This is a genomic window from Neisseria sp. 83E34 (genome assembly GCF_001308015.1).
In the GTDB taxonomy this organism is placed as follows: Bacteria; Pseudomonadota; Gammaproteobacteria; order Burkholderiales; family Neisseriaceae; genus Neisseria.
Map to the genome: position 1 here is coordinate 1 of NZ_LGYH01000011.1, position 20,757 is coordinate 20,757.

At 51.4% G+C, this 20,757-nt stretch carries 24 protein-coding genes; 12 read left to right on the plus strand and 12 right to left on the minus strand.

The genetic code is table 11. The features are described 5' to 3' along the window. Positions 1-355, plus strand: a 355-nt coding sequence (locus tag AKG09_RS12250; protein ID WP_231623929.1) for a hypothetical protein, incomplete at its 5' end; no start/stop codon positions are given. 57 nt (positions 356-412) lie between these two features. Here AKG09_RS12250 and AKG09_RS10155 read toward each other — a convergent pair. From AKG09_RS10155 to AKG09_RS10195, 8 genes are all read right to left on the minus strand, one after another. After that, positions 413-1,411 (minus strand): DUF3616 domain-containing protein, encoded by a 999-nt coding sequence (locus AKG09_RS10155; protein ID WP_050795364.1) that lies wholly within the window; start codon positions 1,409-1,411, stop codon positions 413-415. A gap of 112 nt (positions 1,412-1,523) precedes the next feature. Then, entirely contained in the window at positions 1,524-3,368 is a 1,845-nt protein-coding gene (locus tag AKG09_RS10160) for a DUF3616 domain-containing protein (RefSeq protein WP_054619336.1), read from the minus strand. Positions 3,369-3,776: 408 nt separating this feature from the next. After that, complete coding sequence (locus tag AKG09_RS10170; protein ID WP_054619387.1) at positions 3,777-5,621, minus strand: ABC transporter ATP-binding protein; 1,845 nt, start codon at positions 5,619-5,621, stop codon at positions 3,777-3,779. A 63-nt stretch (positions 5,622-5,684) separates the two neighbouring features. Beyond that, a complete protein-coding gene (locus tag AKG09_RS10175) occupies positions 5,685-6,218 on the minus strand; it encodes a hypothetical protein (protein WP_054619338.1) in 534 nt (177 codons plus the stop codon). A gap of 23 nt (positions 6,219-6,241) precedes the next feature. Further along, a complete protein-coding gene (gene ruvA / locus AKG09_RS10180; RefSeq protein WP_054619339.1) occupies positions 6,242-6,826 on the minus strand; it encodes a Holliday junction branch migration protein RuvA in 585 nt (194 codons plus the stop codon). A 94-nt stretch (positions 6,827-6,920) separates the two neighbouring features. Beyond that, positions 6,921-7,637 (minus strand): septal ring lytic transglycosylase RlpA family protein, encoded by a 717-nt coding sequence (locus AKG09_RS10185; protein WP_082391984.1) that lies wholly within the window; start codon positions 7,635-7,637, stop codon positions 6,921-6,923. 95 nt (positions 7,638-7,732) lie between these two features. Continuing rightward, positions 7,733-8,197, minus strand: coding sequence for a tRNA (uridine(34)/cytosine(34)/5-carboxymethylaminomethyluridine(34)-2'-O)-methyltransferase TrmL (gene trmL, locus AKG09_RS10190; protein WP_054619340.1), 465 nt, complete (start codon positions 8,195-8,197; stop codon positions 7,733-7,735). 50 nt (positions 8,198-8,247) lie between these two features. Then, a complete protein-coding gene (locus tag AKG09_RS10195; RefSeq protein ID WP_054619341.1) occupies positions 8,248-8,955 on the minus strand; it encodes a ComF family protein in 708 nt (235 codons plus the stop codon). Here AKG09_RS10195 and bioH point away from each other — a divergent pair. The 7 genes from bioH to AKG09_RS10230 all read left to right on the plus strand — a co-directional run bounded on the left by bioH (position 8,954) and on the right by AKG09_RS10230 (position 15,143). Next, on the plus strand, positions 8,954-9,709 hold the full coding sequence (gene bioH / locus AKG09_RS10200) for a pimeloyl-ACP methyl ester esterase BioH (RefSeq protein WP_054619342.1): 756 nt from the start codon (positions 8,954-8,956) through the stop codon (positions 9,707-9,709). The genes AKG09_RS10195 and bioH overlap by 2 nt on opposite strands. A gap of 13 nt (positions 9,710-9,722) precedes the next feature. Further along, positions 9,723-10,517, plus strand: coding sequence for a hypothetical protein (locus AKG09_RS10205; protein ID WP_054619343.1), 795 nt, complete (start codon positions 9,723-9,725; stop codon positions 10,515-10,517). A gap of 232 nt (positions 10,518-10,749) precedes the next feature. Beyond that, positions 10,750-11,643: a patatin-like phospholipase family protein gene (locus AKG09_RS10210; RefSeq protein ID WP_054619344.1), complete on the plus strand. Its 894-nt coding sequence runs from the start codon at positions 10,750-10,752 to the stop codon at positions 11,641-11,643. Between the two features lie 132 nt (positions 11,644-11,775). Beyond that, positions 11,776-12,879, plus strand: a complete 1,104-nt coding sequence (gene prfB / locus AKG09_RS10215) for a peptide chain release factor 2 (protein ID WP_054619345.1) — start codon at positions 11,776-11,778, stop codon at positions 12,877-12,879. A gap of 90 nt (positions 12,880-12,969) precedes the next feature. After that, entirely contained in the window at positions 12,970-13,386 is a 417-nt protein-coding gene (locus tag AKG09_RS10220; RefSeq protein WP_054619346.1) for an NfeD family protein, read from the plus strand. A 31-nt stretch (positions 13,387-13,417) separates the two neighbouring features. Beyond that, positions 13,418-14,368 carry an SPFH domain-containing protein gene (locus AKG09_RS10225; protein ID WP_054619389.1) on the plus strand — a complete coding sequence of 317 codons (951 nt, stop codon included), beginning with the start codon at positions 13,418-13,420 and terminating at the stop codon, positions 14,366-14,368. 118 nt (positions 14,369-14,486) lie between these two features. Next, positions 14,487-15,143 (plus strand): DUF4328 domain-containing protein, encoded by a 657-nt coding sequence (locus tag AKG09_RS10230; RefSeq protein ID WP_054619347.1) that lies wholly within the window; start codon positions 14,487-14,489, stop codon positions 15,141-15,143. 74 nt (positions 15,144-15,217) lie between these two features. Here the strand turns inward: AKG09_RS10230 and yecR are convergent, their stop codons facing one another. From yecR to cyaY, 3 genes are all read right to left on the minus strand, one after another. Next, complete coding sequence (gene yecR, locus AKG09_RS10235; RefSeq protein ID WP_054619348.1) at positions 15,218-15,601, minus strand: YecR family lipoprotein; 384 nt, start codon at positions 15,599-15,601, stop codon at positions 15,218-15,220. Positions 15,602-15,771: 170 nt separating this feature from the next. Beyond that, positions 15,772-16,638, minus strand: coding sequence for a ribosome small subunit-dependent GTPase A (gene rsgA, locus AKG09_RS10240; protein ID WP_054619349.1), 867 nt, complete (start codon positions 16,636-16,638; stop codon positions 15,772-15,774). A 73-nt stretch (positions 16,639-16,711) separates the two neighbouring features. Then, the gene (gene cyaY / locus AKG09_RS10245) at positions 16,712-17,041 is read right to left on the minus strand and encodes an iron donor protein CyaY (protein ID WP_054619390.1); all 330 of its coding nucleotides are present in this window, start codon (positions 17,039-17,041) and stop codon (positions 16,712-16,714) included. A 66-nt stretch (positions 17,042-17,107) separates the two neighbouring features. On the opposite strand from cyaY, the gene AKG09_RS11720 reads away from it, so the two are divergent. From AKG09_RS11720 to AKG09_RS10255, 3 genes are all read left to right on the plus strand, one after another. Further along, complete coding sequence (locus AKG09_RS11720) at positions 17,108-17,269, plus strand: lipoprotein (protein ID WP_082391989.1); 162 nt, start codon at positions 17,108-17,110, stop codon at positions 17,267-17,269. A 2-nt stretch (positions 17,270-17,271) separates the two neighbouring features. Further along, a complete protein-coding gene (gene lysA, locus AKG09_RS10250) occupies positions 17,272-18,492 on the plus strand; it encodes a diaminopimelate decarboxylase (protein WP_054619350.1) in 1,221 nt (406 codons plus the stop codon). 629 nt (positions 18,493-19,121) lie between these two features. Further along, the gene (locus AKG09_RS10255) at positions 19,122-19,433 is read left to right on the plus strand and encodes a DUF2288 domain-containing protein (RefSeq protein ID WP_054619351.1); all 312 of its coding nucleotides are present in this window, start codon (positions 19,122-19,124) and stop codon (positions 19,431-19,433) included. 73 nt (positions 19,434-19,506) lie between these two features. On the opposite strand, the gene AKG09_RS10260 is transcribed toward AKG09_RS10255, so the two are convergent. Next, a complete protein-coding gene (locus AKG09_RS10260) occupies positions 19,507-20,082 on the minus strand; it encodes a DUF4126 domain-containing protein (RefSeq protein ID WP_054619352.1) in 576 nt (191 codons plus the stop codon). Between the two features lie 209 nt (positions 20,083-20,291). Here AKG09_RS10260 and AKG09_RS10265 point away from each other — a divergent pair, with 209 nt between their 5' ends. Continuing rightward, positions 20,292-20,714, plus strand: a complete 423-nt coding sequence (locus tag AKG09_RS10265) for a DUF2846 domain-containing protein (RefSeq protein ID WP_054619353.1) — start codon at positions 20,292-20,294, stop codon at positions 20,712-20,714. Positions 20,715-20,757 lie beyond the last annotated feature (43 nt).

The following is a 20,757-nucleotide window of genomic DNA, read 5'->3' on the forward strand; positions in this document are numbered from 1 at the left end:
ATTTATATTAAAATTACTATCTACGTTACAAACTGCCAATTTACGTCACTCAGTAACAAAAAAGCATATCGGTTATTCACCTCAAAAACTGAATTTGCTTTTTACATTTTGTCATATTGAACTCTGGGCAAATCCTTACCGTTTATCGGAAAATACGACCACAATAAAAATTTCTTCTCTGCCGAATTTCATTAGCCCGTATAAAATTCAATACCTCAACCTAAAATCAAGCAATAACTATGCCAAATTCTTATTTTTTATTTACAGTAAATTATTTCAACTTATAAAATCAGCCGCTCAGCAAATAAAACAGCCGTATAATCGAATACCTTTACAAAACAAAATGCCTGTCTGAATATTTCAGACAGGCATTTTGTTGAGAGATAAATATAGTTACTTAAAATATTATTTATTAATTTATATTTTTATAATTTATTAATATATAGCTTGAAGGTTTATTCTTTTTGGCCTTACCATCATCCGACATAACAAGCAAATATTGTTTATCATCAGCCTTAATCACATTAACAGCTTCTGCATTTTTCCATTTTTCATCTGTATTCAACACCAGTTTTTGAAGCTGAGATTGAGGCTTTCCAGCCCATCTCCATAAATAGGAACGAAATTTGCCTTGTTCATTTGCCAATTCATTGGCTATCAGATAGCTGTCGGTTTCGGCCATATACTCAAGCGAGCGGATACCGCCGCCTTCCAAGTCAAGCAGCAATACTTCGCCGAAACGGGGAGCTGCTTTATTTTCAAATAATTCGTTCGGATTGTTGATGGGAATCACCATAGCAAGCTTTCCTGCCATAGGTTCCCGAATACCGAGCATAAGCCGGTTGTTTTTCGTATCGTATGCCAAGCCTTCCAAATTCAAATCGTGGAAATCAACCGGTTTACCGGTTTTGCTTTGAATGGTTTTCTGCACTTCAGATGCTTTGAGCAAGGCTTCTTTCAGGTTAACGGCTTCTTTTAAGTCTTGAATCCGATTGCCTTGGATTTTGAAACGTACGAACCGCTCACGATCAGGTTCGCGGCTGTTCTTCTTGGTGGAAGAAAAAGAAGTTGCGGCATAAATATAGCCTTTATCATCAGCCGCCAAAGCTTCCAAGTCATCCAGCTTGACCTTTAAGCTATTCATCAATTCGCTATCTGCGGCTTGATTCTCCTGAAGTGTACCATCCGCATTCACAGTAAGCAGACTCAGCGCGCGCACTGCTTCATCTTCCGCAACCAATAATCTGCCATCAGGCAATTGCTGTACGGCGGAAGGTTCGTAAGTGCCCGCCAATTTATGGCTGACAATTTTTTCGGGCGAAACAGATTTAGCAACCGCCCAAGATAATGCGCCGATGGCAATCACGGTAGCGGGCATACCCCAATAAAATATTTTACGTTTAGAGGGCATGTGCACTCCTTTCTTTAAATCAATGTGATGCATGTGCATTGTGTTGGTCACAATGCCTGTCTGAAAATTCGGCAAGGCATTTGCCTTGCCGAATTTTCTCACTGAGGTGTCATTACAAATCGTTATAATCTACCAGCATATATTTGGCAGTAAGCTTCTTGGTCGCATCGCCCTCATCACTCATCAATATCAAGCGCGGCTGACCGTTGACTTTGATGGAATCAATCGCCTCTACGTTGGTCATGTGGCGCAGGTTAGGCAATGGTATGGGTTTGGCAGGCGCATTAGGGTCGCCGCTCCATGTCCAAAGTTGTGAATATTTGCTGCCGTCATCATCTTTTACTTCGTTGGTCATGATAAAGGCTTTCAATACAGGATCGTAGTTGAGCGAGCGGATACCGCCGCCTTTAATATCCAAGAAAGCGGCATCAACAAAATTCGGTTCCGCTTTTTCTTCAAACACGGCTTTCGGGTTGTCGATATAAAGCACGATGGAACGCTCGTTAAACTCTGGATCGCGCAAGCCGAGCAACAATTGCTTTTTGTTCGGATCGAAAGCCAAGCCCTCGATATTGATGGTTTTGAAATCCAAAGTGGTGCCGATTTTCGATTTGAACAGCTCCTTCAGCTGCTCGGAATTCTCCAAAGTATCGGTCAGCTTGTCAAAATAGCTGAGCTCGCGCACATCATGCCCTTGAACCTTGAAGCGCAGCAAATGTTCGCGGTCGGGGCGGCGCTGGCCTTCTTTGTTGACCGCGTGGGATGTGATGGCATAAATGTATCCGTCCGGATCGCGGGTAAGGCCTTCGAGGTCGCTAAGTTTGCGTTTGAAGCCGCGTGTCAGGCGAGAGTCGGCGGCATCGTCTTCAGACAGGGTTCCGTCTGCTGCGAAAGATAAAATGCTGGCGGCGCGGGTCGCTTCGTCTTCCATAATCAGCAAGCGGCCGTCGGAAAGCTGCTGCACGGCAGAAGGCTCATACACACCTTTGAATGTATAAATGCCGAAGCTTTTCAATTCAGCTTCTTGCTTATTTTGCTGCATGGCAGGAATAATATTGGGTAAAGTTTTCACGCCTACAAAGGCCAGCACGGAAGCCAGCAAGCCCCAGCGGAAAGCGGCGTAAGACATATTCAGGTATTTAAACTGCTTATTGGCCATCAAACCCAGCCAATAAAGCTCGTCACTCATCTTATGATAGACTTGTTCGCGATCGGCCATAATATCCTGCATCATGCGCCAATAGCGGTCTTTAGAAATTTTCACACGGTCTTCATAAATCAGGATATTGGGAGTTTCACCGAAAAAGTGCCCTTCCGGACGAACCACTCTTGATTTGAGATCCTTCAGTTTTGCTCTGCCTTTACGCCAATCGGAAAACCAATCCAATATCGAACGGATTTTGCCCGCCCTATCCGGCGAGGCGGAAAGCAGTGCAAACACAATCGATGTGGCTGCGGTAAACATAAATATACCGGCAGGCACCAGAAATTCCGGCGAAGAGGCGAAAACGAATGCACCGGAAATCATTAAGGCCGACACGATAAAGCCGTTGAGCGAAATCATAATATTGGCTTTGGTCGCCGCCAAAGCCAGCAATTCCATCTCGGTGCGAAACGCATTACGGAACATGGTTTCCACACCCTTAGCCGTACCGATAGGAACGATTTCTTCCTCTTTTTTCTCTAAGTTTTTACCGTCTTTGTTTTTATCTTTATTTTTTCCTTTGTTTTTCTTGGCTTTTTTTTCTGTTGCCGATCCGGCTTCTTTGGCCGCGAAGCTCGCTTTCTCCGCCTCGGCTTCTTCGTCCGGAAGATTATCCAATACAATTTCAGGCACCAATAAGGGAACAGTGTGCCGGGGAGGCGGGCCGACCGGAAGAGTGTCCGGTTTTAAAGGGTCGTTTTGTACGTTATCAGATTGTGTATTATTTTGTGTATCATTGGATTTTGAGATCATTTTTTTTATTTTTCCTTAAAATATGAAAACTCAGTCCATCTCAAGCAAATGCTGTCAAGTTGGTTTGAGAAATTTGATTTGCTTAAATTTATAGCTAGGATCTTGTATTACATAGCAGCACACGTTCCTAAGCAAACTCTTCCGCATAACAGCCTGAATACAAGGCAGAAATGCAGGCGGATGCCGCTTATTTACGGGTATGCAGCTTGTGCAAATCCCCTCCTGGCAATGGATTCAAACAAAATCATCATACAAGCAAAATGCCCAATTTGCCTCTTAATTTTAATACAGAACAATTAGCAACAAATTAGGCAATAAAAATGCCTGTCTGAAAAGTTTCAGACAGGCATTTTGGCTATTTAGTTCATATCGTTAAGCCGATATGGTATTTCTAAAAAAAGAAACTGATCAATCCGCATGCCTTGCCAGGAACCCGCCGCTTTGGTGCGCCCAAAGTTTGGCGTACAAGCCGTTTTTCTCCAGCAGTTCGGCATGGCTGCCCTCTTCAACAATGCGGCCTTTATCCAGCACGATTAACCTGTCCATAGCGGCAATGGTGGATAACCGGTGGGCGATGGCAATCACGGTTTTGTTTTCCATCATTTTGTCCAGGCTCTCCTGAATCGCCGCTTCCACTTCGGAATCCAGTGCGCTGGTGGCTTCGTCGAGCAGCAGAATCGGCGCGTCTTTCAGCATCACACGGGCGATGGCGATACGCTGACGCTGGCCGCCTGAAAGTTTGACGCCGCGCTCGCCTACATGGGCATCGTATCCTTTGCGGCCTTTGGCATCGGAAAGGTTGGGAATAAAATCGGCGGCTTCGGCGCGGCGTGCGGCCTGCATCATTTCCTCTTCGGTGGCATCGGGGCGGCCGTAGATGATGTTGTCGCGCACGGAGCGGTGCAGCAGGCTGGTATCTTGGGTAACCAACCCGATTTGGGCGCGCAGGCTTTCTTGGGTAATATCGGTAACGTTTTGGCCGTCGATGGTAATGCTGCCGCTTTGTGCCTCATAAAATCTGAGCAGTAAATTCACGATAGTGGATTTGCCCGCACCGGAACGCCCGATCAAGCCGACTTTTTCGCCGGGTTTTATGTGCAGGTTAAAGCCGTTGAGCAGGGGTTTGCCTGCTTCGTAAGAAAAATCGACGTGATCGAAACGGATATCGCCGCGCTCTACTTTTAACGGCAGGGCGTTGGATTTGTCGACAATCGTATGCGGCTTGGAAAGCGTACCCATACCGTCGCTGACCGTGCCGATGTTTTCAAACAGGCGGGCGGATTCCCACATGATGTATTGCGACAAACCGTTCACACGCAAAGCCATGGCCGTGGCGGTAGCAATCGCACCCACTCCAACCTGCCCGTTATGCCACAGCCAGATACCCAATGCGGCGGTGGATAAAGTCAGCCCCGAGTTCACGATAAAATTACAGGTATATAAAGTGGTGGCCAAACGCATTTGCGCATGCACGGTTACCATAAATTCCTGCATCGACTGCTTGGCATAACGCGCCTCGCGTGCGCCGTGCGAAAACAGCTTCACTGTGGTGATGTTGGAATAAGCATCGGTAATGCGACCGGTCATCAGCGAACGCGCATCCGCCTGCCGCTTGGCCGTTTGTGCCAGCTTGGGAATCAGCACGCGCATTACCGTGCCGAATGCGATAATCCAGCATACAAACGGCAGCAACAGCCAGCCGTCAAACGCCGCCAAAATCACGCCCGAGCTGATGAAATACACCAGCACATACACCACCATATCGGCCAGCGTCATCACCGTATCGCGCACTGCCAACGCGGTCTGCATCACTTTGGCCGAAACGCGCCCCGCAAATTCGTCCTGATAAAAACCGAGGCTCTGCCCCAGCATCAAGCGGTGGAAATTCCAACGCAAACGCATCGGAAACACGCCTTGCAGTGTTTGCAGGCGCACGTTCGATGCGATGAAATGCCACAACACGGCGAACACCATCAACGCCGCCATGCCCGACAATGCCCAGCCCTTTTCCGCCCACAGGGTTTGCGGCGTATATTGGCCCAACCAGTCGACCACCTTGCCCATAAACTGAAACAATAAGGCTTCCATAATACCGATGCCGGCCGTCAAAACCGTCAGCACCACAATCCAACCGCGCATGCCCTCCATGCTGCTCCACAAGAAGCGCCACAAGCCTTTTTCGGGCGTTTTCGGCGGTGCATCGGGATAGGGGTCAATACGGGATTCGAACCAGTTAAAAAAACGCTTCATCATCAATTTCATCCATTTGAGACATGCCGCACAACAAAAAAGAGGCTGCCTGAAAAATTCACATCTTTACATATAACTCATATAACGCAGAAGCCAAAGCAGTATAAACGCATAAACTGCCACAGCGGCAGCCGCTGCGAGCAAAACCGGCATATCGGCAGGTTTGTTTGGATAGCCGCTTAGGTTGGGTTTTGAATTTTCCGGCAATGCCAACCCGTAAACAAATTGAACCAGCATAACCAACAGTACAAACGCCATCAACAAGGGAATAAACGCAGCCAACACAGCCAGACCTACGCCCAGCTGATACACCCTCCTGCATACCGTCCACCCCCGCTCCGCATCATTGCAGCGCTTATCCAATTGTTTGTTTTGATAATAAATCAAACAGTAACTAAAAAAAGCAAATGCCACTCCCGCCTTACCCAAATGCGTTTGAATAGAACCGACTGAATTGAACACATCGAGAAACCACGGAACAAATCTGTTCAACAGCAGCACCGCCAAAGCCACAGGTAGACAATATGCTGCGAAACGGCTGCGGGCAAGGCGCCGGTTATCCAGTGGATCGTGCTTGGATTCATATTCGATATAAGACATAGCTCTTTTAAAACTAAAACCGGCTATTTCAACAAATTCTTCAATGCCAGCCGCACGCCTTCGCTCACATCCGTGCCGGCCGGGATGCCCTTCACCGCGGCCTTGGCTTCACGCTCGTTATAGCCCAGCGCCAACAGCGTGTTCACCACATCATCGGTTTCATCCACCACCGGCATGTTTTCAGACAGGCCTGCTCCCGCACCCTCGGCCACCAGCTTGCCGCGCAGCTCCAAGATCATGCGTTCGGCGGTTTTCTTGCCTACGCCCGGCGCGGAAGACAAACGCTTCACATCTTCCTGCGCCACTGCCTGCGCCAGCTCGTCCACCGTCATGGCCGACAAAATACCCAGCGCCGTTTTCGCACCGATGCCGCTCACTTTAACCAGCTGGCGGAACGTTGCCCGTTCGGCTGCCGAAGCAAAACCAAACAGCAAATGCGCATCTTCGCGCACCACCAGCTGGGTATAAAGCTGCACGGTTTCGTTGAGCGCGGGCAGCGCATAAAAAGTCTGCATCGACACATCCACTTCATAGCCCACGCCGTTCACATCAATCACAATCTGCGGCGGCTGCTTTTCAACCAATTTTCCCGTAAGTCTGCCAATCATAAATAAGCTTTCCTGAAACGCATTTCAGACAGGCATTCGTTGCGGAATGCCTGTCTGAAAAACAAAAATACAATAATTTACAGCGTAAAGCCGTTTAAATCGAATTCTGAGCCATGGCCACTTGGCGGACACTGTCAGCCTGCTCCGGTTTGGCAAACGGGCCGAGTTTCACGATATATTGGCCGTCTTTACGCTCGGTAAGCGCGCGGTGTGCGGAAGCGGCGCCTTGCAGGCGGCTGTTGGTGCGGCCTGCGTAATCACGCGCCGCAGATTCGCTGTTGAACGCCGCCAGCGTAACATAAATTTGCTCCGGTTGGGCGGCAGCGATTTGGCCGGGCACAATTTGTTCCACGCGCACATTGGCTACGCCGGAAAAGCCGATTTTCTGCGCCGCGCCTTTAGATAAATCAATCACCCTGCTGCCGTGGAACGGGCCGCGGTCGTTGATGCGCACAATCACGCTTTTGCCGTTGGAAAGATTGGTGACTTTAGCGTAGCTGGGAATCGGGAGGGTTTTGTGTGCGGCAGTGTACGCATGCATATCGAAGCGTTCGCCGCTGGCGGTTTTCTTACCGTGGAAGCCGGGGCCGTACCATGAGGCCTGGCCTGTTTGACTGAAAGTTTTGATCTGTTTAACCGGCGTGTAGCGCATCCCGCGTACTTTGTAACTCATATTGGCCGCTTTAATCAGCGGTTCGGGACGGACTTGGCTTTCGGACACCAAACGGTCTTTACCGAAAGACGAGGCGCTAATCAGCACAAGAGCGGCGCCCAAAGCGCCGATAGACAGGGTTTTTATGGCTTTAGTCAAAACAGGTTCCTATTCTTTGAGTTGATAACGCAAACCGATTTTGTTCTGATTCTTGTACGGTTGATTTAAAACTAATGATGAAATGATAAAACGAACTAAACCTGCCCGCCGAAACCGTTTTGCCGCCACGCTTCGTAAACCATCACCGCCACGGTGTTGGAAAGATTCATGCTGCGGCTTTGCGGCTGCATGGGCAGACGCAGTTTCTGTTCGGCAGGCAGGGCATCCAAAATTTCGGCAGGCAGGCCGCGCGTTTCCGGGCCAAACAAAAACACATCGCCCGGGGCGAATGCGGCTTGGTCGTAACGGCTTGAGCCTTTGGTGGTCAACGCAAAAATGCGCCGCCCTGCCAAAGCTTTCAGACAGGCATCAAAATCTTCGTGTACCGTAAGCGAGGCGAACTCGTGATAATCCAAACCCGCCCGCTTCATTTTGGCCGAATCCAGCGGAAAGCCCAGCGGCTTAACCAAATGCAGATCCATGCCGGTGTTGGCACACAATCGGATGATATTGCCTGTATTCGGCGGAATTTCGGGTTGATATAAAACTACGGTAAACATTAAGATTCCAAAATCTAGGGGCGCACTATACTAGATAAGTGCTTAGTTCATCAAAAAATTTTCAATTTGGATATTGCCAGCGTCCAGCAAAAAACGCTGCCGCTGCCCGAGCGGCGCAGCATTCGGGAACATTCGCGCAAAGTCTCGCCGCTGGTCAAAACATCGTCGATTAACAACACGTTACGTTCTTTAACACAGGCGTCAACCTGAAAAGCGCCGCGCACGTTTTTCTTGCGCGCCTCAAAAGGCAGGGTGCTTTGAGGCGCGGATGCCTGTCTGAAAACCGAATTGTGCGGCAACACCTGCCAGCCGTAAAGCTTTGCCAGCGCTTCGGCCAATTCGTCGCACTGATTAAACCCGCGAAACAGCCGCCGCTCGCGGCTCAAAGGCATGGCCAGCACGGCATCTATGCGCACATCATCCAGCCACGGCGGCGGCAATGACGCCATCAGCGACACCAGCGGCTCCGCCAACGAGCGGTCACGCCGATGCTTAAACCGGTGCAGAATGCCGCTCACCGGCGGCGCATATTCCACCGAAGCCCACAACCGCTCAAACGGCGGCGGCGCCTTCTGGCATTGCCCGCACACCGCCGCGCCCGCGCTGGTGCCGCCGCAGCGGGGGCACACATTGGCCGCATCCGAAGCCGACACGCGCAAGTCTTTCAGACAGGCACGGCACAATCCCTTATCCGCGCCAGAATCGTGGCATAATAAGCAGGCTTCCGATTGCGGCAGCCTGAAAGAAAGAAAACCCATGACATCCCCCGTAAACCATCTTGTTTTAATCCACGGCTGGGCGGCCAACCGCCATGTGTTTGACGATTTGATTCCGCGCCTGCCCGAAAGCTGGCAGATTCAGGCGCTGGATTTGCCCGGCCACGGCCAAGCCCCGCTTGCAGGTCATTTCGACGTAATTGCCGCCGCCGACGCGCTGGCCGAACAAATCACCGAACCCGCCTGCCTGCTCGGCTGGTCGCTCGGCGGGCTGGTGTCGCTTCACATCGCCCACCGCCATCCCGAAAAAGTGCGCGCGCTCTGCCTAACCGCCAGCTTCGCCAAATTCTGCGCCGGGCCCGATTATCCCGAAGGCTTGAACAACCCCGCTTTAGCCAAAATGATTGAATTGTTTCAACAAGACTACCATAAATATATGAAACAATTTCTACAGTTGCAATTTTTATACGCAAAAGACCAACACAGCATTCTGGAAAAAGTGTTGCCCGACATCGTAAAACACGGCGCGCCCGCCGCCCTGCAAAGCGCGCTCGACGCACTGGCCGAAGCCGACGCCCGCGCATTCCTGCCCCAGTTGCCGCAGCCCGCCTGCCTGATTTACGGCGGCAAAGACACCATCACGCCGCCGCGCATGGGCAGCTACCTTCAGCGCCACCTGCCCAACGCCCAAATGCACACGCTCGAAAAAGCCGCACACGCGCCGTTTCTGAGCCACGCCGACGAATTTGCCCGATTGCTCAAAGCATTTGCAACGCAACAATCCATGCCTGTCTGAAAAAGCACACACCATGAACCCGACCGACCGCTGGCTGATACACCGCCATCTTGCCCAAAACACCGACGAGCGCCTGCAACTGGTACGCAACACGCCGCAACACATCCTGCTTGTCGGTGCCGACCACGACGAAACCCGCAAGCTGCTTGCCGCGCGCTATCCCAAAGCCGCCTTCAGCGAATACGACCCGCGCCAAGCATTTTTAGACGAAGCCGCCGCCGCACGCAAAACCGGCTTCTTCGCCAAGCTTGCCGGCAAAAGCGTACCCCAACATTGCCAAAGCCTTACCGTGCCTTTGCCCGAAGTCGCCGCCGATATGCTGTTTGCCAACCTCAGCCTGATTACCGCTTCCGAACCGCTGCCCGTGCTGAAAAACTGGGCACACGCGCTCAAGCCCAACGGCCTGCTCTTTTTCACCCACTTCGGCATCGACAGCCTGCAAAACCTCAATGCCTGTCTGAAACAAGCCGGCATCAGCGTGGAAGCGCCCATGCTGTTTGATATGCACGATTTGGGCGACATGCTGCTCGAATGCGGCTTTTACGACCCCGTTACCGATACCGCCAAGCTCGAGCTCTCCTACACCAGCGCCCAAACCTTCTGGCAGGATATGGACACACTGGGCATTTGGGCGTCGCTCACCTTCAGCGACGAAGCCGCCGCCCGCGCCTTAGTTGAGCAGCAAATCGCCGCAGGCCGTTTCAGCATCACACTCGAAACCGTGTACGGCCACGCCGTGAAAAAAACCGTGCTGCCCGAAGGCGCCAGCCCCGTGCAGTTTTACCCGAAAATGCCCGGCAAAGCTTGAAAGCAGGCTTTTCAGACAGGCATCCGCCCCAGCCATGCCTGTCTGAAACCGCCCTTTGCTCTTACATTATCTTAAAATGATTTGACCATAAACCCGCTTTCAGACAGGCATCGGCACACCTTATAATGCCTGCCTGAAAAAACCTGCGCGCAAAACCGCCATTCCCGGCAGGGCGGCCGCAGACACACTTTCCCCTCGTTTCGCCCAAACACACCGACACAGGAATTCAAATATGCATTTAAGGTTCAACCGCCGTGTCTTACTCCTTACCCTCGGCACCCTCATCCTCAGCGGCTGCCAAATCGGCCGCAAAACACCGCCCGCACCCCAGCCGACAGCCAAGCCCAAAGCCATCATCGGCCTCGCACTCGGCGGCGGCGCAGCCAAAGGCTTTGCCCATATCGGCGTGATTAAAGTATTGAAGCAGCACAATATTCCCGTAAACGTCGTAACCGGCACCAGCGCCGGCGCCATCGTCGGCAGCCTTTATGCCTCTGGCATGTCGCCCGACCGCCTCGAATTGGAAGCCGAAATCCTCAGCCAAGCCGATTTGGTTGACCTCACCTTGTCTACCCGCGGCGTCATCAAAGGCGAAAAACTGCAAAACTACATCAACCGCAAAGTCGGCAACCGCCCTCTGCAAAACCTGCCGGTTAAATTCGCCGCCATCGCCACCGACTTCAACTCGGGCAAAAGCGTAGCTTTCAACACCGGCAACACCGGCCAAGCCGTGCGCGCCTCCGCCAGCATCCCCAATATTTTCCTGCCCGCCGAAATCGGCAAACGCCAATATGTTGACGGCGGCCTCTCCGCCCCCGTGCCCGTTACCGCCGCCAGAGAGCAAGGCGCCAACTTTGTGATTGCAGTGGATATCTCCGCCAAACCGGCCAAGCTCGAAAACGGCTCGGGCTTTTTCGACTACCTCGACCAAAGCCTCAACATCATGAGCGCCCCCGCGCTGGAATACCAACTGCGCCAAGCCAACGTGGTAATCAAGCCGCAAGTGCAAAAGCTCGGTTCGGTAGGCGGCTTCGACCAAAAAAACCAAGCCATCAAACTCGGCGAACAAGCCGCACTGGCCGCGTTGCCGGAAATCAAGAAAAAACTGGCGGCTTACCGCTATTAACCGCCGCCTGCAACAGCAAACATGCCTGTCTGAAAAAGTATTTCAAACAGGCATTCTCTTTACCCGCCGCACAGACAAAGCCCCTGAAATCCAGTACAATACCCGCCTGAATTTTTTAACGAAAAGAACATCATGGAAGCCGAAATCATCAACCAGCTCAACAACACCTTAGACGATCTCGAACAGCGCAGCGCCGATATCCGCGTTTACCTGGATTACCAAGGCAAAAAAGACCGCCTGGAAGAAGTCATCGGCCTTTCCGAAGACCCTGATTTGTGGAACGACCCGAAAAAAGCGCAGGAAATCGGCAAAGAGCGAAAAATTCTCGAAGGCATCGTGCTCACGCTGGATTCCATCGGCAGCGGCATCGAAGACAACCGCATGCTGATTGAAATGGCAGTGGAAGAAAACGACGAAGCCGGTTTTGCCGCCGTGCAAGAAGACGTGGCCGCGCTGGAAGCCCAAATGGCCGAGCTTGAATTCAAGCGTATGTTTAACCAGCCGGCAGATGCCAACAACTGCTTCATCGACATCACTGCCGGCGCAGGCGGCACGGAAGCGGAAGACTGGGCAGGCATGCTTTTGCGCATGTACAGCCGCTACGGCGAGCGCAAAGGCTTCAAGCTGGAAATTTTGGAAGAAGACGAAGGCGAAATCGCCGGCATCAACCGCGCCACCATCAAACTCGAAGGCGAATACGCCTACGGCCTGTTGCGCACCGAAACCGGCATCCACCGCCTGGTACGCTATTCGCCTTTCGACTCCAACAACAAGCGCCACACCTCGTTTGCCTCCGTATTCGTGTATCCCGAAGTGGACGACAGCATCGAAATCGAAATCAATCCCGCCGATTTGCGCATCGACACCTACCGCGCATCCGGCGCGGGCGGCCAGCACATCAATAAAACCGATTCCGCCGTGCGCATCACCCACGAGCCGACGGGCATCGTAGTGCAATGCCAAAACGACCGTTCGCAACACGCCAACAAAGCCGCCGCAATGGATATGCTGAAATCCAAATTGTTCGAGCTGGAAATGCGCAAGCGCAACGAAGAAAAGCAATCGCTGGAAGAGAGTAAGTCCGACGTGGGCTGGGGCCACCAAATCCGCTCTTATGTCTTTGATTCCTCACGCATCAAAGACTTGCGTACCGGCCACGAAGTGGGCAACATCAAAGCCGTGATGGACGGCGACTTGGACGGCTTCATCGAAGCCAGTCTGAAACAAGGCGTGTGATCGGATACTGCCGCGCAAGACCTCCGTCCACCGCTTGGCTAAAGATTCAAACCCCAACATGCCTGTCTGAAAACTGTGGAGGAAACGCTCATGGTTTATTGGTTTATCGCCGCAGCATTGGTGCTGATTCTCGAATTGTTTATCGGCACGATTTACCTGATGGTGGTAAGCGCCGCCCTGTTTGGCGCGGGCATCGCGGTTTGGCTGTTTGACAATCCGACTGCCGGCATCATCACCGCCGCCGTATTGTCTGCCGTGGGAATTTGGTGGACACACGGTTGGATTGCCCGCCACCGCCGCTCCGCCCGCGAAGAAACCGCCCGCAATGATTTGGATATCGGTCAGAGCGTTCAAATCATGCGCCACTTAGGCGGCGGGCTGTACGAAGTGCATTACCGCGGCACCGTCTGGCAGGCGCAGGCAGAAAATGCGGCGGCCGAAGCCTCCCCGCGCACCGCGGTAATTACCGGCAAAAACGGTAATCTCCTGATTATCCACCTGCACTAAGAAAGGAGCTCCTATGGACTTTGATTTTTTCATCAGCTTCCCCATACTGCTGCTTATCGCCGTTATCGTATTCGGCTTCAAATCCTTCATCGTGGTTCCGCAACAAGAAGCCTATGTGGTGGAGCGTTTGGGCCGTTTTCACAAAGTGTTGAACCCCGGCCTCAGCATCCTGATTCCTTTCATCGACCGCGTGGCCTACAAGCACACACTGAAAGAAATTCCGCTCGATGTGCCGAGCCAAGTCTGCATCACGCGCGACAACACCCAGCTCACGGTTGACGGCATCATTTACTTCCAAGTAACCGATCCCAAACTCGCCTCATACGGCTCCAGCAACTACATCATGGCCATCACCCAGCTTGCCCAAACCACGCTGCGCTCGGTTATCGGCCGCATGGAGTTAGACCGAACCTTTGAAGAGCGCGACGAAATCAACAGCATCGTTGTGGCCGCGCTGGATGAAGCCGCCGTATCCTGGGGCGTGAAAGTATTGCGCTACGAAATCAAAGATTTGGTGCCGCCGCAAGAAATCCTGCGTGCCATGCAGGCGCAAATCACCGCCGAACGCGAAAAACGCGCCCGCATCGCCGAATCGGAAGGCCGCAAAATCGAGCAGATCAATCTCGCCAGCGGCCAACGCGAAGCAGAAATCCAGCAGTCCGAAGGTGAAATGCAAGCCGCCATCAACGAATCCAACGGCGACAAAATCGCCCGCATCAACCGCGCACAAGGCGAAGCCGAAGCCTTGCGCTTGGTGGCCGAAGCCAATGCCGATGCCATCCGTAAAATCGCCGACGCCCTGCAAACCCCGGGCGGCAACGAAGCCGTGAACCTGAAAGTGGCCGAGCAATATGTGGAAGCCTTCGGCAAACTGGCCAAAGAAAACAATACGCTGATTATGCCCGCCAACGTGGCTGACATAGCAAGTTTGGTTTCCTCCGGCCTGAAAATTGTGGAAGGCAATAAAACCGTTTCGAAATAAAGCCTTATTGCAAACACCCATGCCTGTCTGAAAACTATTCCGCATTGTTTTCAGACAGGCATTGATCATGAAATAATCCAACACCAACCATTCAACAACATTTACAGGAAAACACCTTATGAAAAAAGAAAAAACCTACATTTATCAAGATTTCAGCAAGCTGACTCGTTTCACACTGTCTGCTATTTGGTCGGTGATCGCCATATACATCATAGTCGGCCTTATGTTGGTACCGATACTGCTGCTCATACATTCAGCCTCCGGCCTGATTGCTTTGGATCAAAGTTGGTGGGCAATTTTTGAAAAAGTAGAACCCTTTTTTAGTCCGCTGGATCTGCTATTGGCCTTATTTTTCCTAACATCGGCTATTCTAGTTTGCTGCTGGCTGTATCGCGCCGCAGCCAACGCCCGCGCGCTGGGTGCAGAAATGAGCATCAAACCCGGCTGGGCTGTGGGCAGCTTTTTTATCCCTTTTCTCAACTTGATCATGCCCTATCAAGCCACCAAAGAAATATGGCTGCATGCCGCGCCAGGCAACAAGCCTTCAGCCGTTTTGGTCAACATTTGGTGGATAACTTGGCTGATCGGTTCGATTGGGGAAAGAATCATTCATAGAGCAGAAAGCCATTTAGAAAGCGCAGACCTCACTTTGCCTATTTACCTTAATTTGGCCTTCTTGATATGTATGCTGATTAGCGCTTACTGCCTCACCAAAATTGTTCGGGGCACCCAAAATCACCAAGCTTTGCTGGCAGCCTGCAAAAAAGTCGGCTGAAAACCGAGCATTGCATAAAGCGAAATGCCTGTCTGAAAAGGTTTCAGACAGGCATTTTCCATCACAACAACTGTTCATTTTTTCTTGCTTTTCTGCTTACCCGTTTTCTTGGCTGTTTCTTTTTTGGCCGGCGCCGGATATTCGCCGCACAAATATTCATAAGTGGTGCGTGTTACCGAGCAGGTGCCGATCATGCCTCCTTTGCGTACACATTCGCTGCGCGATCCTTGCACGCGGGCGGCTTTTTGAAAACCGAGTTGGCGGCATCGTTTGTCAGCCATCAGCTGCGGACTGGCCTGCCCTGCCCTCGCATTCTGAAATTCGGCATGGTCGTAAGAAAGGTAAACAATGCCTTTTTTGGCATCGCCGCCGCGATATTGCCATTGCACAGGCGTGTTTTTGTGGGCGCAGGCCGAGGCAAACAGCAATAAAAACAAAGAAAGTGTGCGTGTTTTCATGTTTCAGACAGGCATATATTTCTCGTTAAACCACTTACACAGTAACTGCGCCGTTATGCTCGGGCTTGGCCCGAATATAATAACGGATATACTTTTTTAAGTTGGTTCACTATATTTATTTTAAATATTCATTATAAATTGAATATTTTCAAATATGCCAAAACATCCACCTAACGGCTCAATTCATCGGTAATCCGCTGCAAAAATGCCAACCGCCCAGGGCGGATTTCACCACTCTCGGCCGCCGCTTTTACCGCGCAGCCCGGTTCTTGACGGTGGGTGCAGTTATGAAAGCGACATTGTCCGACCAGGTGGCGCATATCGGGAAAATAATGCAGCAAGTCGGGCGCGTTGAGGTGGAACAAACCGAATTCCTGCAGTCCGGGTGAATCAATCAGCTTGCTTTCTTCATCCAAATCATAAAGTTGTGCGTGCGTTGTGGTGTGCCTGCCTGAATCAAGGGCGGTGGAAATATCGCCGGTGCGTGCAATATCCCGCCCCAAAAGCGCATTGGTCAGCGTGGATTTGCCCATACCGGATTGGCCGAGAAAAATCGAGGTTTGCCCTTGCAGCGCGGGTTTTAAGGCTTCGACATTTTCCAGAGCGCTCACTTCGTAAACCGGATAACCCAGCGTTTCATAAAAACGCAGTTTTTCGCGCCAGGCGGCAGTTTCGGGCAAATCGGCTTTGTTCAACACGATAAAAGGCTCGATGCCGCCTGCTTCGGCCGCCAGCAATGCGCGTTGCAGCAACATTTCGTTGGGCGAAGGCACGGCGGCCAACACGATAAACAGGCGGCTCACATTGGCAGCGATCAGCTTGGTTTTCCAGGCGTCTTTGCGGTAAAGCAGGCTCTGGCGCGGCAGATAGTCTTCTATCACCACTTGCTCGGCATTTTGCGGAATGATGCGCACAAAATCGCCACAGGCGAAATCCACGCGCTTTTTGCGGGTAGTGGCGTCGTAAACGGAGCCGTCGTCGGTGCGCACGGTGTAACGGCGGCCGTAGCTGGCGATGATTTGGGCGGTGTCGGTCATAAAGTGTTTTGGGCAACCATAGGTAAACAAAATGCCTGTCTGAAACCTCTTTCAGACAGGCATAACTGCATCGTCAGCCTGCAAAAGGCGGAATCTCGGCTGTTTCGCCGCAAGCTGCACTCAGTGCTTGGTTTAACACGGCAAAAAATTCGCTGCGGTCGCGCGTGGCAAGCCAAGCGCCGTTTTGGTGCGAAAAATGATAGCCGCCGCTTTTGGCTGCTATCCATAATTCTTGATTGGGTGTGTGGCGGTTCACAATAATCTGCGTGCCGTCGTCTGCTTCAATTGTGAGCACATTGCCGGCCAAACGGCAATCAAAATCCAAACCCGCTTCGTCGATTTGGTCTTCAATATGGGCAAACAGGCGGTCGGAATGCTGCAAAAATTCGCTTTCGGTCATCATTGTTTTGTATGTATCGTGATTTTTGTTTAAGATACCGAATCTTGCCATATATAAGGCTAAAACACCATGAAAAAACTGCTCTCCACCGCCGCCTTGCTGGTTTTGCTCTCAGCCTGCGGCTACAAAGGCGATCTTTACCTGCCTAAAGAAGGCGACAAAGCCAAATTCGGCCCGATACAAACCGGCCTGCAATTCGAATCGAAAGAACCCGTTACCCAACCGGAATAATCATGTCCCTCAAATGTGAACAACTCACCTACACCGAGCTTGCCAATCAATTCGGCACACCGCTTTATGTGTACAGCCGCGCCGCGCTGGACGAAGCATTCCAAACCTACCAAACCGCTTTTTCAGCGCTCAACCCGCTGATTTGCTATGCAGTGAAAGCCAACAGCAACCTGAACGTTATCCGCCGCTTTGCCGAATTGGGCAGCGGCTTTGATATCGTTTCCGGCGGCGAGTTGGCACGCGTGTTGGCGGCGGGCGGCGATGCGGGCAAAACCATTTTCTCCGGCGTGGGCAAAAGCGAAGCCGAAATCGAATTCGCGCTCCAAAGCGGCGTGAAATGTTTCAACGTAGAATCGCTGCCCGAGCTCGACCGCATCAACCAAGTGGCCGCTACTCTAGGCAAACAAGCGCCGGTTTCGCTGCGCATCAACCCCGATGTGGACGCCAAAACGCACCCCTACATCTCCACCGGCCTGAAAGCCAATAAATTCGGCATCGCCATGAGCGAAGCCGAAGCCGCCTACCGCTATGCCGCCTCGTTGCCCCACCTCGATATCACTGGTATTGATTGCCATATCGGCTCTCAACTGATCGACCTCGACCCGTTGATAGAAGCCTGCGAACGCATTTTGCTGCTGGTCGATAAGCTCGAAGCGCAGGGTATCGTGCTGCAACATATCGACTTGGGCGGCGGTGTGGGCATTGTGTATCAAAACGAGCAAACGCCGGATTTGCTGGCCTATGCCGATGCCGTAGCCAAACTGATGGGCAACCGCCCACACCAGCTGGTTCTCGAACCCGGACGCAGCCTGGTAGGCAATGCCGGCGCACTGCTTACCCGGGTGGAATTTATCAAACAAGGCGAAGAAAAGCATTTCGTGATTGTCGATGCCGCCATGAACGATCTGATGCGCCCCGCGCTTTATCAGGCTTACCACCACATTGAAAATGCCGAACCCACCGATGCCGTGCCGGTTCTGGCCGACATTGTGGGCCCGGTTTGCGAAACCGGCGATTTCCTCGCCCAAAACCGCGAAATCGCCGCCAAGCAGGGCGATTTGCTGGTGGTGCGCAGCGCGGGAGCTTATGCTTCAAGCATGGCCAGCAACTACAACACCCGCGCCCGGGCCGCCGAAGTGTTGGTCAGCGGCAGTGAAGCCAAACTCGTCCGCCGCCGCGAAACCATTGAAGATATGTTGGCCAACGAAATAGATTGTTTATAACAATCATTCAAAAATAAACAATGCCTGTCTGAAAAAAGGTTTCAGACAGGCATTTTTAGCACACGCCCAAACAGAAAAAGCCGCTCGAACATTCCGGCGGCTTTTTATCCCAACAGATTTCTCTTTTTCCTTTGTGACTTGTTTTTTTAGCCATCTTTTATCAAAATGGCGATTACAAAATACAATAAACTTAACGGAAAAGCAAATTCTATTTGCATGAATCATTGGTTATAGCAAAATTTCATAAATAACTAAACAAACTATTTCAAATATTTATTTTCAATAAAGTTGCAAAAGCATATACAAGCCGCTGAAACGCTTGCCAAAATTTTTCAAGCCAAGCTGCTGCCCCGCTACAAGGCCATAGTAAGCGGCAGCCGTTTCCCATAAAGAGCTGGCCTGCGCACAAAAACTCTTGCCACGGTAAGCGATTTGTCTGCCCAATCCGACACCTGCCGTCTTCGATTAACCGTAGCATTGCAGGCTTTAGCTAAAGTTCAGAAAAAGTTTACGGCCGCAGCATATTCGCAAACATCATGCCTGTCTGAACAGTTTGTTTCAGACAGGCATTTTTTTCACGCTAAAATCGGTACAATGCTGCTTTATTGTGTTTAACGGAAATTCCAACCATGTCCGACCTGCTCAACGACAAACTCAACCTCGAAACCGCCCGCATCAACTGGCAAGAGCTTCAGCCGCATTTTGCCCGGGGAGCCGCCGTGTATGTGAGCCCCGACCTTGATTTAATCCAAACCGCCCGCCTGATGGCAGACGATGACACTGCAACACTGGGCAAACTGATGCAGCAAGGCAAATTCGGTGTGGTCAGCGAAGCGCAGGCCCGGCAATTTTTTGCCGATAATCAGGCGATGTGGGCGGTGGTGGTGGCGCCGTGGGTATTGGTGCAGCCTTGTGAAGCGGATAACGGGCTTGCGCAATAACGGTTTGCTTACCGGCATAATAAACCAATGCCTGTCTGAAAACTCTTTTCAGACAGGCATTGGTGTATCTTGCTTAAGCCGTAGGCATTTTATTCCTCTGGTATCGGGCATATTTCCGATACAGCCAAAACACCACCGCAAACACCAACAATACCGCCAAAACCGGCACAAACAGGCTCAGCACGCTCATTACCACAGCCATACCGGTTTCCAAAACCGAAATCACAGGATTGGCCAAACCTCCGGTCGTGGCCGTGCTGGCTACGCGCGTGGTTGCGTTCGCCCCTTTGATGGCCGCCGCCGCACCGCCGCCGGCAATAATCGCCAACGTCCACGTTACCGCCGGGCTTAAATCCGCAGCAGTAGAAGCCACCACCGCCGTTCCCGCCAATCCGGCCAGCGGCACCGCAATGGTGTCGAGCAAATTATCTACCAACGGTATCAGATAGCTGAGTGATTCCGTAATCGCAGCAATCCCTAAAATAATCAAAGCGTTGGTGCTCGCCAGCCATTGCCAGCTTTCATTCAGCGGCCACATACCGAAATATGCCGACAAACTGAGAGCAAACAAAGGCAGGAACACACGAAAACCGGAACTGGCCGCCAGCCCAATCCCGAGCGCGATGCTGATGATGGTATCGAAAGTCATGATTTATCAGAGGATAAAGGAAAATTTGATGATACTTGAATTTCGGCAGCGGGGCATCCGGTTTGTTTTCTGTAACGATTTCTAAACACTCATTGTAATTTTATGTAACCAATCGACCTTTGTTTTAAAACAAATGATTTCAAAAAGGTATAATTTTGAAGGTTATTTAATGTAACCAGTCCATCCCGATTTACAACAAAGGAAACGTCATGCATCTCAAACGCATTTTATCCATCGGCATCGTCAGCACGCTTCTTTCAGCTTGTAGTGCAACCGGCACCCAATTCGCCGGATTTACCCCTCCCGCCGAGGGTCAAAGCAAAATTTATGTTTACCGCCCTTCTGCTTTCAAAGGCAGCGGCGTTCATTATGATGTACATGCCAATAACCAACTGATCGGCCATATCCGCAATGGCGGCTACATCAGTAAAGAACTCATGCCGGGAGATTATGAAATTTGGGCAAAAACAGAAGCCCGCCGCAGCGTGCAAGTGCCTTTGCGCCCGAATGAAACCCAATGTGTCAAAGCCAGTGTAGGTTTCGGCGCATTTGTCGGCCGCCCTAAATTGGAATGGGTGTCTATGGAAAAATGTGAAACGGAAATCCGCAACACTGTTCAAAGCGCCAAATAGGTTGCAAAAGCGCAAATGCAAACAATGCCTGTCTGAAAAGTTT